Source organism: Flavobacterium sp. FlaQc-49, from assembly GCF_044005985.1.
Taxonomy (GTDB): Bacteria; Bacteroidota; Bacteroidia; order Flavobacteriales; family Flavobacteriaceae; genus Flavobacterium; species Flavobacterium cupriresistens.
Window position 1 is genome coordinate 561,973 of the sequence record NZ_JBIPCS010000003.1, and the last position, 17,540, is coordinate 579,512.

The 17,540-nt window shown below is 34.2% G+C and carries 11 protein-coding genes and 2 tRNA genes; 6 read left to right on the top strand and 7 right to left on the bottom strand.

Features of this window, described 5'->3' with window-relative positions; genetic code table 11:
* Positions 1–89: 89 nt before the first annotated feature.
* The 4 genes from ACHRV3_RS08830 to ACHRV3_RS08845 all read right to left on the bottom strand — a co-directional run bounded on the left by ACHRV3_RS08830 (position 90) and on the right by ACHRV3_RS08845 (position 4,007).
* Complete coding sequence (locus ACHRV3_RS08830; protein WP_395433982.1) at positions 90–1,184, bottom strand: exopolyphosphatase; 1,095 nt, start codon at positions 1,182–1,184, stop codon at positions 90–92.
* A gap of 834 nt (positions 1,185–2,018) precedes the next feature.
* Positions 2,019–2,456, bottom strand: coding sequence for a hypothetical protein (locus ACHRV3_RS08835; protein WP_395433983.1), 438 nt, complete (start codon positions 2,454–2,456; stop codon positions 2,019–2,021).
* Between the two features lie 273 nt (positions 2,457–2,729).
* Positions 2,730–2,801: transfer RNA gene (locus ACHRV3_RS08840), tRNA-Glu, on the bottom strand.
* Positions 2,802–3,311: 510 nt separating this feature from the next.
* A complete protein-coding gene (locus tag ACHRV3_RS08845; RefSeq protein WP_395433984.1) occupies positions 3,312–4,007 on the bottom strand; it encodes a pseudouridine synthase in 696 nt (231 codons plus the stop codon).
* Between the two features lie 469 nt (positions 4,008–4,476).
* On the opposite strand from ACHRV3_RS08845, the gene ACHRV3_RS08850 reads away from it, so the two are divergent.
* The 4 genes from ACHRV3_RS08850 to ACHRV3_RS08865 all read left to right on the top strand — a co-directional run bounded on the left by ACHRV3_RS08850 (position 4,477) and on the right by ACHRV3_RS08865 (position 11,351).
* Positions 4,477–6,489: a M13 family metallopeptidase gene (locus ACHRV3_RS08850; protein WP_395433985.1), complete on the top strand. Its 2,013-nt coding sequence runs from the start codon at positions 4,477–4,479 to the stop codon at positions 6,487–6,489.
* 362 nt (positions 6,490–6,851) lie between these two features.
* Positions 6,852–8,864: a M13 family metallopeptidase gene (locus ACHRV3_RS08855; protein WP_395433986.1), complete on the top strand. Its 2,013-nt coding sequence runs from the start codon at positions 6,852–6,854 to the stop codon at positions 8,862–8,864.
* Positions 8,865–9,376: 512 nt separating this feature from the next.
* The gene (locus ACHRV3_RS08860; RefSeq protein ID WP_395433987.1) at positions 9,377–9,517 is read left to right on the top strand and encodes a hypothetical protein; all 141 of its coding nucleotides are present in this window, start codon (positions 9,377–9,379) and stop codon (positions 9,515–9,517) included.
* Between the two features lie 445 nt (positions 9,518–9,962).
* Complete coding sequence (locus ACHRV3_RS08865) at positions 9,963–11,351, top strand: serine hydrolase (RefSeq protein ID WP_395433988.1); 1,389 nt, start codon at positions 9,963–9,965, stop codon at positions 11,349–11,351.
* A 111-nt stretch (positions 11,352–11,462) separates the two neighbouring features.
* Here ACHRV3_RS08865 and ACHRV3_RS08870 read toward each other — a convergent pair whose 3' ends face one another.
* On the bottom strand, positions 11,463–11,870 hold the full coding sequence (locus ACHRV3_RS08870; protein WP_230004700.1) for an XRE family transcriptional regulator: 408 nt from the start codon (positions 11,868–11,870) through the stop codon (positions 11,463–11,465).
* A gap of 895 nt (positions 11,871–12,765) precedes the next feature.
* Positions 12,766–12,838: transfer RNA gene (locus ACHRV3_RS08875), tRNA-Met, on the bottom strand.
* Positions 12,839–12,987: 149 nt separating this feature from the next.
* On the opposite strand from ACHRV3_RS08875, the gene era reads away from it, so the two are divergent.
* Both era and der read left to right on the top strand, forming a co-directional pair.
* Entirely contained in the window at positions 12,988–13,869 is an 882-nt protein-coding gene (gene era, locus ACHRV3_RS08880) for a GTPase Era (RefSeq protein ID WP_047778007.1), read from the top strand.
* Between the two features lie 399 nt (positions 13,870–14,268).
* Positions 14,269–15,576: a ribosome biogenesis GTPase Der gene (gene der, locus ACHRV3_RS08885; protein ID WP_047778006.1), complete on the top strand. Its 1,308-nt coding sequence runs from the start codon at positions 14,269–14,271 to the stop codon at positions 15,574–15,576.
* 84 nt (positions 15,577–15,660) lie between these two features.
* On the opposite strand, the gene ACHRV3_RS08890 is transcribed toward der, so the two are convergent.
* Positions 15,661–17,529, bottom strand: coding sequence for a hypothetical protein (locus ACHRV3_RS08890; protein ID WP_395433989.1), 1,869 nt, complete (start codon positions 17,527–17,529; stop codon positions 15,661–15,663).
* Between the last annotated feature and the right edge of the window lie 11 nt (positions 17,530–17,540).

Below are 17,540 nucleotides of genomic sequence, written 5' to 3' on the forward strand. Positions count from 1 at the left end.
AAAATAATAGAATAAGAAAAATGAAAGCCCGATCAAATCTGATCGGGCTTTTATGATTTATTGGCTTTGTAATGCCGTAAAGCAGTTGCTTAAAAATTAGTATTCACTTTTTTAGAACGATCTGCAATGTAGGAGATAAGCCAGGTTACCTGTCCTTCTTTCACAAAGTACACTTCTTTGGTCTCTAAACTTGGAATGCTTTCCAGACAAGACAATAGTATGTTGTTTGCAGAGATAAGGTATTTCTGGTCATAGGTACTCAAAACTCTGGCTGCTTCTTTATTGGTTTTAGAAAGGCTATTAAGTTTGTTGAAATTATTCTTCACAATAGCATCGTAATTGATAACGTCTTCTAAGGTCAAAGGAATATAATGATCTTTAACGTTTTCATTGTAATAAAGAGTTGCAAAAGCCCAGACAGCGCCACCCGATAAGTAGATTTTATCTTTTTTTAGTAAAAGAGGGTTAGCATCAAGCATTTCTTTTATCTTCTTACGCAGTACCGTGTTATAATCAAACGACTTTTCTTGAAATGTCGAAAGATCATTAGCCTGACTTTGATTTACAACCGTTTTTTGTACGGCATCAGTAAGAGTCATCGTACCGAAATCAAGTTCCAAAGGAATGAACTCTAATTTGTTGTCTTCAAGCTCATCAATGTATCCCCCTTTTGTGCTCTGAGCGCCAATATCCAGTAATAGAGCACTAGAGTAATTAGCAGGAGGAATACCGCCTTTAACTAATACTTTAGCCTCTTCGCTAACATTCATTATATCTAAATTTTTATCGGTTAGCGTACTGATTTTATTTTTTAAGACGTCAACGTTGCGGGCAGCGGAGAAAACGGGAGCCGCTACGATAAAGATATGATCTTCGCGAATTTTAAATTCAGTTTTTATTTTCTGTAATTGGTCAACAATTATATTAATCGATTTGTTGATGTCGTCCTGAGTAAGCTCACCGTTTGCAGAAATATGATCGGCAAGACTAAGTCTGTTATTCGAAAAGTATAGAATATCGTATTCTGCTTTTTTGATATTATTCATCTCTAAAACGGAAACTTTGATCGCACGACGTCCGATTTCAATTCCGGCATAAATATTTTTTTGAGAAAATGTATTAATGGAAAATAATAAGCTAAAAAGAATGAAAAATAAAATTTGGGGTTTGTTTTTTGTAAACATTGGATTTAATTACGGTTTTAGTATAATTTTGAATAAAGTAGTTAGGGTAATTTGTTGTTGTGTTTGTTTGTAAATCATAGATATGTAGGTTATTGTTGTTTTAGAGGCTAATAATTTAGGACCGCAGCGGTATACTTTTCAAGAAGAATGGATTAATTTTTAGAGTAGCCTTCAAAGTAAAAAAGGATATCATGGTTGCGAATGTGTAAATTATAAAATGAAAGATAATAGTTGGTTACCCGGCCTAAAACGGCGTAGTAAAAACTGTTAAATTTGAGTTTGCAAATTTATAAAAACCTTTACGAATACAAACTCAGTTATTAAAAAAATATAGGGTTTAATTACTGGTACGGTGTTTCAAAGTTATGGACGGGTGGACTTAGGTTTGTAAAGTGTTGAATAAGAGTAAGAAGCGAAATGGTAGGTCAAAAATATCGTCTGATACTTTTTGTTTTCAGGAAGTATTTTGGACTTACATAATCGGAGTTGCCGGTAAAGGTTTCCGCTACTTCAAAAGAATAAAATTAAGATAAGAATTGTGTTTAGTGCAAAAAAAAGCCTCAGTTTTCTCCGAAGCTTTGACTTAGTAGTTAATTCTTTTTGGAATCACTATATCTTTTAAAAGAGTATTTTTCTTTCAGTAATTTTTCTAAATATTCGTTTTTATGCTTTTCAGATTGAACTAAACGTCCGTAAAGTCTTTTGTTTTCCTTGTAATCTACTACTAATTCGTAAATAATTAATCTGATAACTTTAAAAAATTGGTCAGATTTGTTGAATAAAAAACAATAGTACAAAGGATTGTTGAGTACCAGTTTCACATTCAGATTACTCTTATTTACTATTTTTTGTGTCTAAAAAAATCAACAGTTTCTCGGCGTTTTTACCATTTTCTCCGAAATCAATCATGTTGTTAAAATCTATTTTTAGAGAACTATTGTCATTAAAGTATATTTTCAGTCTATCGGCAATACGACCACTGTAAAACTTCCAGTTTTTTATATCCGATAGCTTAATCGTTTGATTTTCCATTTTAGAAAATAAGGGCTTTTTGTCCCATTGTATTATAATTATTTCTGCTTCATTTTGTAAATCAATATGCAATGTGCCGGTAAATGCACGGAATAGTAAAATGGTAGAGGCAATATTAAAAACAAGCAATGGAATAGTTAGAGCTTTAAATCCTAAAAGGGTCAAAATAAATCCTTCAATTGGTAAGGAAATCAGGTAAGCAATCACAAAAGGAACAGTGTTTAAAGTTTTAATCTTCATGATTTAATTAGTATAGTTGATTAAGGTTTTTTAATTCATTTAATCTGTAGCAAAATAAAAAATAGACTAGATTCAAAATTTCTGTAAAAAAGAAGAAGAAGATTTCTAGTTTGTCAAAAGGATAAACGGAGAGCGTAACCTTTTTACTTTGCGACTTTGCGAGATTTAGCTTCTCCACAACTTTTGAACTTGATCCAAAAAGAATCAATTGATTTTGTCTAAAAACAGTGTATAACAAAAAAGCTTCAGATTTCTCTGAAGCTTTGTCTTTAGTAGCCCGTAGCGGAATCGAACCGCTCTTACATGGATGAAAACCATGCGTCCTAACCGATAGACGAACGGGCCTGCTTTGTTATTGCGAGTGCAAAAATGCAACTATTTTTGGAATACACAATGAGATTTTGAAAATTTATTTTTTTCGTTTTTCTAAAAACAAGGCATTAAAAAGTAAGAAATCGTAAAGTGATAGAGTTAAGTAATGTGTATTTATTTGATTAATAATCGTTTGTTTTTGTGTTAGGAAGAGAGGAAGAGCGTTTTTTTCTTTCGTTATTAAAATAAATAATTTTCAATAAAATTTAAAATAGTTATTTTTTAAGGAGTATTCTTACTGTGTTTTGTTGTGATTTTTAATAAGTCCTCTTTTAATTCCAGTCTTTAGTTGTCGATTTCTTCTCAAACCTTTGCTTTTAGAACGGAAAAAGAGCTATAAAAATTTAAAATTTAGATTCGAGCGATAGCCAAGAGACAAAATAGGTTGAATTTTTTACTCTAAACAGTATGGGGTTGCAATCCAAACCATCAATTAAGTTGGGATTTGGAATTTAAAATAGTAGAATTTACAAATGACTATTTCTATTGGTATTTACTCAAATCCAGATTAAGAATAGTGCCAACTCTGCTAAACTCTTCATTAATCTTTGCGTTCAAGATTAGTTGTTCCTCTTTTTTCGGATGAGTAAAAGTTAACTGATGTGCATGAAGCATCATTTCTTTCAGGTCATAATTCTCCAGCCATAATTTGTTTTGTTTGTTACAACCATGTGGACGACTTCCTAAAATGGGATGAAAAATATGTTTGAAATGTTTTCGTAATTGATGCATACGTCCAGTTTCAGGAATCGCTTCTACCAAACAATATCGTGACGTTGGTTTATTGTTAAACTCTAACTCAACTTCAGCATTTTGCAAACGACGAAAGTATGTTATTGCATTTTGTTTAATGTCATCATCATTGGTTAGATCATAATCAATCGTTAGTTCTTCGGGTGACCAACCACGTAAAATTGCTAAATATTTTTTTTCGACTTCGCGTGTAGCAAAACGATCATTCATAATTTTCAAGACCTCTTTATCCAAAGCAAATAACAAGACACCGGATGTTTTTCGGTCCAACCGATGAACAGGATAGACATGTTGTCCTATTTGATTTCTCAATTCTTGAATAGCATAAACTTTTGCATCGCGCGCATAAAATGATTTGTGAACCAACAATCCACTTGGTTTATTGATTGCTATAATATATTCGTCTTGGTAAAGAATTTCTAACATTTGGCAAAAATAAAGGAGATTTCGATTAAAATCACTTATAAGACTTATTTATTTGGATTCTTTTATTTTAGTAGCGAGAATAAGACTCAAATCGATGTCAGAGACGTCGGATAATAATCTTCTGATTTGTAAATTGGTTAATTATGTTATCCGTTAGTTGGAATTTGGATTTTATAGCTTTTTCTATTTTGATAGTTTCTACTTTTGAATAGAAAAAAGGCTCATAAAAAGTTGGAATTTGGAATTTAAAAAGTTGGAATTTTCCCCTATAAGTATTGCTAAAAACAAGAAATCCCTAGATTTCACCAAGACTTTATTTCAGTACCAGAAAGCCTTCCAACAAAAACTTTAAAATTAAAAACTGAATTCGTATATTGTTCTGCTAAAATTAAATATACCAAACAGATACGCTTTAGAATAGCTGTCTTCAAATGTTTTTCCGTTCATTTTAATAGAAATAATCTAAATTATGAAAAATTCATTACTACTCTTCATTGCATTCTTAGCTTTTACATCGTGCTCAAAACATCAAGGGAAAAAAAATATTGCGATCACCGGAATAGATTCCACATTGCGACCAGGTGATGATTTTTTTAAATATGTAAATGGCAAATGGTATGATTCTGTACCAATACCAGCATCTCAAGCCGGAGTTGGTGTATATATGTTTATGAATTACCCGCAACGAATGCGCCTGCAAGGAATATTGGACAGTATTTCGCAAAGCAAGAATCCGGCAGGAAGTATAGCACAAAAGGTAGGAGACTTTTATGCATCAGGTATGGATACTGTAACCATTGACAAACGCGGTTATACCCCTATCAAACCTCTACTTGCCAAAATTGAAGCAATTAGTGATGTACCGTCCTTAATGAGCTTTGTGGTTAATGAAGTAAAAGTGGACAATTCTTCTATTATAGGTTTTGGAGTGTCGCCCGATGATAAAAACAGCAGTATGAATATTGCCCAAGTCTACCAAACAGGTATTGGTTTGCCTGACAAGGACTATTATTTCAAATCAGATTCATCAACTGTTGTCATACAGAAATCGTACAAAAAATACCTTGCCGCATTATTTCAGCAAACAGGCAGCAATGCCAAAGAGGCTATAAAGAATGCTAATTTGGTTTACGATATTGACAAACAACTTGCCGTTTCGCATAAAACAAAAGTTGAACTTCGGGACGTGCAGGCAAATTATAATAAAATGGCTGTGACAGATCTTGTAAAAAGACATCCCAACATAGGCTGGACTACTTTTTTAAATAATTTAGGCGCCAAAGCCGATTCTATTAATGTGTGCCAACCTGCCTATTATGATGCCCTTAATAAGCTCTTAAAAACCATTCCCATTGCGAATTGGAAGATTTACTTGAAGGCAAATTCTCTGGAAAGATATGCAGATGATTTAAGTAAGCCTTTTGTAGATGCCTCATTTGAGTATACCAAAGTGCTTTCCGGTCAAGCCGTTCAAAAATCACGTGGCGAAATAATGGCGAATGTCCTTGACAATTACTTAGGCGAAGCGTTGGGCGAATTGTATGTAAAGAAATATTTTTCAGAAGATGCCAAAAAGCGTATGTTGATTCTGGTGAATAATCTGCAAAAAGCGTATGCCAAAAGAATTGATAAATTGGAGTGGATGAGTCAAAGTACAAAACAAAAAGCCAAAGAAAAATTGGCAGCTATGACTAAGAAAATAGGATATCCGGACAAATGGAAAGATTATAGCAATGTACAGATAGCGAGGAACACCTATTTTGAGAATATAGTTTCGGCTGCTACAGTTGCCTATCAATTTCAATTGGCAAAATTGGGCAAGCCAGTCGATAAATCAGAATGGTATACTACAGTTCCAACAGTTACGGCTTATAATAACCCAACTGCAAATGAAATTGTTTTTCCTGCAGGTATTTTACAACCCCCGTATTTTGATAATAATGCAGACGACGCGCTTAACTATGGAGGTATCGGAATGGTTATAGGTCACGAAATAACCCATACTTTTGATGATCAAGGTGCACAATATGACAAGGATGGAAACTTAAAAAACTGGTGGACAAAAGAGGATTATGCAAAGTTTAAATCAAGAATACAACAGGTTATCAATTTGTACAGCACCTATACCGTTTTAGGCGATCTACATATTAATGGCGAAATGACAGTTGGTGAAAATACGGCGGATATTGCCGGAATAGCAGTTGCCTATGATGCTTTTAAAATGACCGAAGAAGGAAAAGGAAATACAAAAATTGACGGTTTTACTCCAGACCAACGCTTCTTTATTTCTATAGCCAAAATATGGAGAGTAAAAATGAAAGACGAGTTCCTGCGTTTGTGGATTAACAATAATCCACACTCTCCACCAAATTGGCGTGTTAATGGTCCTCTAATGAATACGACACCTTTTTACGACGCCTTTAATGTGCAGGCAAAAGATAAAATGTTTTTGCCTAAGAAAGACAGGATAACAATTTGGTAATACCCTCGTTCTCTAGAATGTCCCCATGAAAAGCTACGCAAAGGTCCCTGTGAACTTTGCGTAGCTTTTTGGTTTATTAGAAATTATGTTTCGACTTCTGAATAGGAAAATAGCTCATAAAAAGTTGGAATTTGGAATTTAAAAAGTTGGAATTTTCCCCTATAAGTATTGCTAAAAACAAAAAATCCCTAGATTTCACCAAGACTTTATTTCAGTACCAGAAAGCCTTCCAACAAAAACTTTAAAATTAAAAACTGAATTCGTATATTGTTCTGCTAAAATTGTATATACCAAACAGATACGCTTTAGAATAGCTGTCTTCAAATGTTTTTCCGTTCATTTTAATAGAAATAATCTAAATCATGAAAAATTCATTACTACTCTTCATTGCATTCTTAGCTTTTACATCGTGTTCAAAACATCAAGGGAAAAAAAATGTTGCGATCACTGGAATAGATTCCACACTGCGACCAGGTGATGATTTTTTTAAATATGTAAATGGCAAATGGTATGATTCTGTGCCAATACCTGCATCTCAAGCCGGAGTTGGTGCTGGTATGTTTATGAATTACCCACAACGAATGCGCTTGCAAGGAATATTGGACAGTATTTCGCAAAGCAAGAATCCGGCAGGAAGTATAGCACAAAAGGTAGGAGACTTTTATGCATCAGGTATGGATACTGTAACCATTGATAAACGTGGTTATACACCTATCAAACCCGTACTTGCCAAAATTGAAGCAATCAGCGATGTACCGTCCTTAATGAACTTTGTGGTTAATGAAGTAAAAGTGGACAATTCTTCTATTATAGGTTTCGGAGTGTTACCCGATGATAAAAACAGCAGTATGAATATTGCCCAAGTCTACCAAACGGGTATCGGTTTGCCTGATAAGGACTATTATTTCAAATCAGATTCATCAACTGTTGCCATACAGAAATCGTACAAAAAATACCTTGCCGCATTATTTCAGCAAACAGGCAGCAATGCCAAAGAGGCTATAAAGAATGCTAATTTGGTTTACGATATTGACAAACAACTTGCCGTTTCGCATAAAACAAAAGTTGAACTTCGGGACGTGCAGGCAAATTATAATAAAATGGCTGTGACAGATCTTGTAAAAAGACATCCCAACATAGGCTGGACTACTTTTTTAAATAATTTAGGTGCCAAAACCGATTCTATTAATGTATGCCAACCTGTCTATTATGATGCCCTTAATAAGCTCTTAAAAACCATTTCCATAACGAATTGGAAAATTTACTTGAAAGCAAATTCTCTGGAAAGATATGCAGATGATTTAAGTAAGCCTTTTGTAGATGCTTCATTTGAGTATACCAAAGTACTTTCCGGTCAAGCTGTTCAAAAATCACGTGGCGAAATAATGGCGAATGTCCTTGATAATTACTTAGGCGACGCGTTGGGCGAATTGTATGTAAAGAAATATTTTTCAGAAGATGCCAAAAAGCGTATGTTGATTCTGGTGAATAATCTGCAAAAAGCGTATGCCAAAAGAATTGATAAATTGGAGTGGATGAGTCAAAGTACAAAACAAAAAGCCAAAGAAAAATTGGCAGCTATGACTAAGAAAATAGGATATCCGGACAAATGGAAAGATTATAGCAATGTACAGATAGCGAGGAACACCTATTTTGAGAATGTAGTTTCGGCTGCTACAGTTGCCTATCAATTTCAATTGGCAAAATTGGGCAAACCAGTCGGTAAATCAGAATGGTATACTACAGTTCCAACAGTTGCGGCTTATAATAACCCAACTGCAAATGAAATTGTTTTTCCTGCAGGTATTTTACAACCCCCGTATTTTGATAATAATGCAGACGATGCGCTTAACTATGGAGGTATTGGAATGGTTATAGGCCACGAAATGACCCATACTTTTGATGACCAAGGTGCCCAATATGACAAGGATGGAAACTTAAAAAACTGGTGGACAAAAGAGGATTATGCAAAGTTTAAATCAAGAATGCAACAGGTTATCAATTTGTACAGTACCTATACCGTTTTAGGCAATCTACACGTTAATGGCGAAATGACAGTTGGTGAAAATACGGCGGATATTGCCGGAATAGCAGTTGCTTATGATGCTTTTAAAATGACTGAAGAAGGAAAGGGAAATACAAAAATTGACGGTTTTACTCCAGACCAACGCTTCTTTATTTCTATAGCCAAAATATGGAGAGTAAAAATGAAAGACGAGTCCCTGCGTTTGTTGATTAACAATAACCCACATTCTCCACCAAATTGGCGTGTTAATGGCCCCCTAATGAATACGACACCTTTTTACGACGCCTTTAATGTACAACCAAAAGATAAAATGTTTTTGCCGAAGAAAGACAGAATAACAATTTGGTAATACCTTCGCTCTGTGGAGTATTCCCGTGAAAAGCTACGCAAAGGTCCCTGTGAACTTTGCGTAGCTTTTTGGCTTATTAGAAATTATGTTTCAACTTCTGAACAGGAAAAGAGCTCACAAAAAGTTGGAATTTGGAATTTAAAAATATTGGAATTTACCCTCTGAGTATGACTAAAAACAAAAAGTCTCAGATTTCTCCGAAGCTTTTGTCTAGTACCAGGAGCTATTCAAATAGCTATGCAGCTTATTGGAGACTTTTACTAAATTGTTCTTAGTTTATGGGGACGAAGTAGGAAGACTTCGCACAACAGGGTTGCGTAGATTTCATAAAAGTGTATCGTTAACGAAATTTCTCCAGTATTGTCCTTTCGACGAAGGAGAAATCTTCGCAAGAAACTCCGCAATATAAGGTAATTATGGATTTCCATAATAAAGCTATGAATTTATTAATGTTATTTGCTGTTAGTACTCTTCTTGGTTGAAGAGTTTATTGTTTAATTTAAAAATATATTATGGAAAAAATTGAAGCTATTAAGCCAGGGCCAAAGCCGAAAACTCCTGATGGAACACCTGATGAAAGAAGGAGAGTTGCTCCGCCAAATCAACCAAAACATCCGGATTTAAAACCTCATATCCACAAGCCAAAAGATTAGAAGTTTAAGTTTTTTGAGTTTAAAGAAAAGACAGCTTTATGACTGTCTTTTTTCTGTGTTTTGGTGATAAATAAGATTTGTATTCAGTTTGTTTTAATTTAATTGTATAAAGAGAGTAATGTATAAATTTGTTTTAAAGTCAGAGACTTTATAGAGGTTTGTGATTTTAAGACTTTTTAAAAAGCGCAAAGTCGAAGACATTTGCGCAGCGGATTATTACAATATTTTAGCATGTGCATCTTAATTTTTTCTATGCTTTTTGTTTGTATAGCCACTCCTATAAGTGCTAAAAAGCATCAATCCAATTTAATATCCTTTTGATAGTTTGTAGTGGAAATATTATATATTTGAAAATAAATAATATATAAAATTTATCACACATATAAATACTTTGGTGGCAATTTTGCGAGACTTCTCACCTACATTAATTAACAAGAAATAAAAAATGAAATTAACAATTACAATCGGACTTCTTTTAATTGGACATCTTACATTTGGACAAGACAGAATTCAAAAAATTGACAGTTTACTTAATTCCCTTTATTCAAAAGAGAAAATCAATGGAAATGTTCTAATTGCAGAAAAAGGGAAAGTTATATATAGCCATAGTTTTGGACTTGCAAACGAAACAACAAAAGATAAATTGAACGAAAATTCGATTTTTGAATTGGCATCTTGTTCAAAGCAGTTCACAGCTATGGGGATAATGATACTTAAAGAAAAAGGGAAGTTGAATTTGGACGATGACATCAAAAAATACTTACCCGAACTTTCTTTTTATAAAGGTATAACTGTAAGAAACTTATTAAATCATACTGGAGGTCTACCAGACTATATGCAGCTTATGGATAGTTTATTTGACAAATCTAAAATTGCTACTAACAAAGACATAATTACTATATTTAGTAAACAGCAGCCAAAAATATTATTTGAGCCAAATACTAAATGGGAATATAGCAACACGGGCTATGCACTATTGGCATCAATAATTGAGAAAGTATCGGGTTTGACATACGCTGACTATCTAAAGAAAGCTATTTTCCAACCGTTGAAAATGAAAAATACCTTTGTGTACACTCGTAGATTATCGCCAAAGAAAATTGACAATTATGCTTTTGGTTATGTTTACTCAGATAGTTTGAAAAAATATGTTTTACCAGATGAATTGAAAGAAACTAAAATGGTTATTTGGCTTGATGGTATTGTTGGAGACGGAACAGTTAATTCAACTGTAAAGGATCTGCTGATTTGGGATAGAGCATTATACACCAATAAATTACTCACAAAAGAGGGAATGAAAGCAGTTTTTGAAGTAACAACTTTGAAAGACGGAGCTAAAAGAAATTATGGTTTTGGTTGGGGAATTGAAGAAAATGCTGATTTTGGAAAAATTGCAAACCATAATGGTGGTTGGCCCGGTTATGTAACTTTTATCGATAGACATATTACAAATGATAAAACAATAATAATACTTCAAAATCACAACAACGTTACAATTCCTTCAAAAGCAATTAGAAGTATTCTATATAATAAACCATTACCTGTGCAAAAAATCAGAAAAGAAGTTATTATTACAACTGAAGAACTTCAAAAGTTTGTTGGGACTTATCAAGTTGAAAAAGATTTTGAAATCAAAATTTCATTAGATAAAGACCAACTATTTTCACAATTGACAGGACAAAATGTGTTCCCGATATTTGTAGAAAGTGAAATGTTATTTTTCTATAAAGTAGTAGATGCACAAATTCAGTTTGAAAAGAACGAAAAAGGAGAAATTTCAAATTTGTTTTTATTACAGAATGGAAATAAGATAGAAGCAAAACGGACGAAATAAAAACTGCCACCAATACACCTCACTAGCGCTTGCGTCTCGCTCGTGAACACAACGAATAAAAGTTTTGAAAACAAAAAAGCCTCAGATTTCTCTGAGGCTTTTTACTTATAATTATTTGTTGAGCAGTTTTTCAAGTCTCTGCATCATCTCATCTTTTTCTTTCAGCATACGTTCGTATAACGCAATTTTTTCTTCGTGAAGTTTTAAAACTTCTTTTATAGGGCTAAATGTAGGCTGAATATTAATTGCCGAAGCTCCATCTTTAAAATCTGAAAATGTATTAGAAATAATATTTATCGCTTGCTCTTCATCAAAATTTTGAAAAGCTTCAACAGGAATTTTTAAAACTGCGGAGATTTGTTTAAGCAGATTATCTTCAATAACATCTTTCTGCTCCAGTAAAGAAATTTTCTTCTGGTTCCAGTCTTCTCCCAGATCATAAGCTAATGCTTCCTGTTTAATGTTAAGCATTTCTCTAAAACGTTTTACGTTTCTTCCCTGATGTATTTTCTGTTCCATAAACGAATTTGATTTTCCGAAGGCTCAAAGATAAAGCTATTCGGATTAAAAAGACTGAATTTCAAAGATAAAAAAATATCCTGTAAATATTATTTTTGTCAGATATTATATCCGAATCTGGAATGGTTTTGTGTTGATCCATAGTTCATTTATTAGAACAGATTTGGGATCTGTGGTATCAAGACATATTATTGTGGAGGAACAAATATCTTGTAGTTCTGTAATTTCGAATCAAGTTCAAAAGTTGTGAAATAATTTTTAGAAATTTCTTTTGTTAGAAGTGGCAAATCATATACTTTTTCGCCAGAGCTTTTTAAGTGCCTAATTTTCCAACTTCTCGCTTTGACGATCTCGCAAAGACGCCAAGCCGCTAAGTTTTTTTCCTATTTTTAAGTACCACCTTTCTACTTTCTCGGTTTGGATTTCTAAAAATATTATAGAGTCTCAATGTTTTTTCTGTTTTTTCATTAAAACTTTGCGATTTTGCGACTCTTCGAGATTTTTACTTCCCCACAACTTTCGGACTTGATCCTAGAAAAGGGTTCGCAAAAAGTTGGAATTTGGAATTTAAAAATATTGGAATTTTCCCTATGAGTATGGCAAAAACAAAAAAGCCTCAGATTTCTCTGAAGCTTTACTTAGTAGCAGGAACAGGACTAGAACCTGTGTCCGCCGCGGCGGATATAAGACCTCTGGATTATAATTTAAAATTAGATTTTATAATAAATTATCTTTCAATACTAGATTTTAAATAGTTTTCTATTTTGATAGTTTCCGTTATTGGATAGAAAAGGATTCGCAAAAAGTTGGAATTTGGAATTTAAAAATATTGGAATTTTCCTTATGAGTATGGCAAAAACAAAAAAGCCTCAGATTTCTCTGAAGCTTTACCTAGTAGCGGGAACAGGACTCGAACCTGTGACCTTCGGGTTATGAGCCCGACGAGCTGCCTACTGCTCTATCCCGCGTTGTTTCGGGTGCAAAGATACGCTGATTTTTGAGAAATCCAACGAAAACTTAAAAAAATGTTTTATTTTCTGTATTGAGTTGATATGACTACCTTTGCACCCAAGACCTTTGGGTCGAACCGTACGGAATAAAATTAAATAATACACAAATGTCACATAAAGCAGGTTTTGTAAACATCATCGGGAATCCAAACGTTGGAAAATCAACATTGATGAATGCCTTTGTTGGAGAAAGATTATCGATCATTACATCAAAAGCACAAACAACACGCCATCGTATTCTTGGAATCGTAAATGGTGAGGATTTTCAACTTATATTATCGGATACTCCAGGGATCATCAAACCGGCTTATGAAATGCAGGAATCGATGATGAACTTCGTGAAGTCAGCTTTTGAAGATGCAGACATTCTGGTTTATATGGTCGAAATAGGGGAGCAGGACTTAAAAGACGAAGCTTTCTTTAATAAAATCATTCATGCTAAAATTCCGGTTCTATTATTGTTGAATAAAATTGACAATTCAAATCAGGAACAATTAGAAGAGCAAGTAGCATTTTGGACAGCAAAAGTACCAAACGCGGAGATTTTCCCAATTTCGGCTTTGCAGAATTTTAATGTACCTGAAGTTTTCTCGAGAATTATTGAGTTGCTTCCGGAATCACCTGCTTATTATCCAAAAGATCAATTGACAGACAAACCGGAACGTTTCTTTGTAAACGAAACCATCCGTGAGAAAATCTTATTGAATTACAGTAAAGAGATTCCATACGCAGTTGAAATTGTGACAGAAGAATTTTTTGAAGATGAAAAAATCATCAGAATTCGTTCGGTAATTATGGTGGAGCGCGAAACACAAAAAGGAATTATCATTGGACATAAAGGAGCAGCTCTTAAAAAAGTAGGTATGGATTCCCGTATCGATTTAGAGAAATTCTTCGGAAAACAAATTCACATTGAACTTTATGTTAAAGTGAATAAAAACTGGAGAAGTAATGCGAATATGTTGAAACGATTTGGATATAATCAGTAAGGAGTTTTTTTTGTTTCAGGTTTGAGGTTTGAGGTTGTGAAATGTGAAACGAGAATTTCTTGTGTATTTTGGACTAGCCCTGATAGTAGTGGAAATCCTTTTGTGAGCTTCTTTAGCGAACAAAAGATTGAAACGGATAGCAGGAATCAGCTCCTTAGAGAATAAATTATTTTGTTTTTTTAGTTTCAGGTTTCAAGTTTCAAGTTTTGGAACGTTAACGTGAAACCTGAAACTAAAAAAAAACAACAAAAACCACAGCAAAAAAGTTAGATAGTGACTTAGCCACTTTTTTAACTACCTTTGCAAAAAATTAAAATACAGTATTTTGGATTTATAAGAGTTGTGATTTTGGGAAACCGGAATCTAAAATCTAAAGTCCGGGATCTAAAATAAAAAAAGATGAATAACATTGTTGCGATAGTAGGAAGACCTAATGTAGGGAAATCAACCCTTTTTAATAGGCTGATACAAAGAAGAGAAGCTATTGTAGATTCAGTTTCTGGAGTTACCAGAGATAGAAACTACGGTAAAAGCGAGTGGAACGGAAAAGAGTTTTCTGTAATTGATACCGGTGGATACGTTCGCGGAAGTGATGACGTATTTGAAGGTGAAATCCGTAAACAAGTAGAGCTTGCTATCGATGAAGCTGATGTTATTATTTTTGTAGTTGATGTTGAGGAAGGTATTACACCAATGGATGAAACGGTGGCTAAATTGTTGCGTAAAGTAACTAAGCCTGTTTTATTGGCTGTAAATAAGGTTGATAACGCTATGCGTGAGAAAGACGCGATTGAGTTTTATAATCTTGGTTTAGGAGATTATTTCACTTTCGCCAGTATTTCAGGAAGCGGAACCGGAGATTTGTTAGATGCTTTAATTGATGCATTTCCGGAGAAACCAGTAGTTGAAGTTACCGAAGAATTACCACGTTTTGCTGTTGTAGGACGTCCAAACGCAGGTAAATCTAGTTTTATCAATGCTTTGATCGGTCAGGATCGTTATATCGTAACCGATATTGCAGGAACAACCCGTGATGCGATTGATACTAAATTTGACCGTTTTGGTTTTGAATTCAACTTGGTAGATACGGCGGGAATTCGTCGTAAAGCTAAAGTTAAAGAAGATTTAGAATTTTATTCTGTAATGCGTTCGGTTCGTGCGATCGAGCATGCAGATATTTGTATATTGGTTATTGATGCCACCCGTGGATTTGAAGGTCAGGATCAGAGTATTTTCTGGTTGGCAGAGAAAAACCGTAAAGGGGTTGTAATCTTGGTAAACAAATGGGATTTAGTAGAAAAAGATACTATGTCGACAAGAGATTACGAAGAGAAAATCAAAAAAGAATTAATGCCTTTTACAGATGTGCCAATTTTGTTCGTTTCGGCTTTAACGAAACAACGTTTATTGAAGGCATTGGAAGCTACAGTTCAGGTTTTTGAAAACAGAAAACAAAGAATTGCAACGTCAAAATTCAACGAATATATGTTGAAAGTGATCGAGGCTTATCCACCACCGGCAACAAAAGGAAAGTATGTGAAAATTAAATATTGTATGCAATTACCAACTTTAACACCTCAGTTTGTGTTTTTTGCTAACATGCCACAATACGTTAAAGAACCATACAAGAGATATCTTGAAAATAAGATTAGAGAAAATTGGGATTTCGCAGGAGTTCCGATTGATATTTATATTAGAGAGAAATAGAATTTTCTTTTTAAACAAGACAAAAAAAAGCAACCTTTCAAACTTTGAAAGGTTGCTTTTTTTAGTTTAATGTAAAAGTATGTTTTACGGTTGGTTTTCATCATAGAAGAAAAGTTGTTCTAATGCTGGACTTCCGTCAGAGTCGTCAACATCCCCATTATGTTTTCTGGTAGAAGAAGCCAGTTTCAGCGTATAGGTACAACGTGTCAGGTTATTATTCGGTGGAGCGTTGAGCGGTGATTCGTCTTTTATTCGTTTTAGTAATACAGAGTCTATTACTCCATCAGAAATGTACCTGTTTATAGTATAACTGTTATTATTTAAATGCAAACTACCGGAAGCTAAATACGGGTGATAAAGCGTGTATTTGGCATTTATTGTACCTTTTATTGGACTGCAAAGCGTACTTTCTTCAAGCTCTTTAATGGCCAATTTTCTATAGATCGGATTGTTGTTCATGACAATAGAATTAAGCGTTTTTCCATCGCCTTCAATTATTCCAAAACTATTTGCAGCTTTATCAATTACTTCTCTGATTTCAAAACGAATGGCAAATTTCTCGATCAGAATATCGTTTGCTGCAGGAATTGGTTGTCCGGCACTAAAGAGGTCCGGTACATTCGGTGCATTGGTTAATTCTGCTGTATTGATAGAAATAAGTGTATCTTCTTCAATGACATTATATAAATCTAAATCTGCTAGGGTTAAACCATTGGCAATCAAAGTTCGCTCAATCGCATGATTGACATCAAACCAGCCATCTGAATCAAAATCACTTTGAGCGCTGTCGACAAAAATATCATCAAGGTATAAAATAGGGATTTTTCTGGATAGTTTAGAAACGGTACTCGGAACAAATAGGTTGTTGTCCAATTTGCCGACAATTTTTGTGAAGTTGTCTTTATCTACAGGAGGTGTGTTATTTAGAGCTGTTACATCACTAACTCTGAATCGGTATTCGATTGGGTTTCCGGCTATTGATTTTAAGGCCGCCTGACCTGTTAATCTGATGATGGAATGCAGGACGTGTTTACCTGAACCGGCAAAACCTTCAGCGTCAAAGGCGTTGGGACCTAATCCGTAAGAAGCAGTGAACTGAGATCCAATTCCTGCCCATGCACTTGGGAAAGAAACTCCGGGATCTGTTACCTTTACTTCAGAGCATAAAGTCACACACAAACAGTATCCGACATTTTTGCGTGCATTGGCTTTGGTCTCTTTAACTAATTTTGTGCCTCCCAGTTCAGCTTTAAAATAAACATCGGGACCACTTTTGAAAGAAAGAAAAGAGGGGTCTGTTTCTATGTTGAACCACGGCGATAAAAAAGTCTTTTTAAAGTCGGCCGAAGAATAATCAATTCTAAAGTGTCCGTGAGAATCTGTTGTTGCGGTTCCTAAGGTATCATCAGTAAGAAGATCAGCATCCATTGCGATTACTTCTGCGTTGGCAATTGGCGTATTTGTTTCACAGTTCATCAAATGCCCACAAATCGTCCAGGCATCAAAAAAGTGACCTCTTATATAACACCACCATTTATGTGCTATAGTATACCTCCATCTGTAATTTTGATCTTTTTCCTGTTTTTCAAGTTCAGACTGCATTGAGATAGAAGTAAGGTGAAATTGTATAATTTCATCTCTTTTTGGTTTTGGAAATTTGAACGGTACAGTTCCACAAACAAAATCAATATCGTAATCACCAACTACAAATCTTTCGTCCAATTCAATTTCAAAATTCCCATTCTCATCTGTTTTTTTTCTGGTGATAAGTAATTGCTCTCTTTGTTTTACCTCTTCTTTAGAAACAAAACGGAATGTTTCTTTTAGATTTGCATTAGCGGCAACAGTTTCTTTTCTGTACGGATGATACAGTAAAATTTCAACGTCAGAGATAGACTCCAGACAGTCTTCACATATAAATCCTCTTAAGGAACCTTTAAAAATATTTTTCATGATAATGCGTT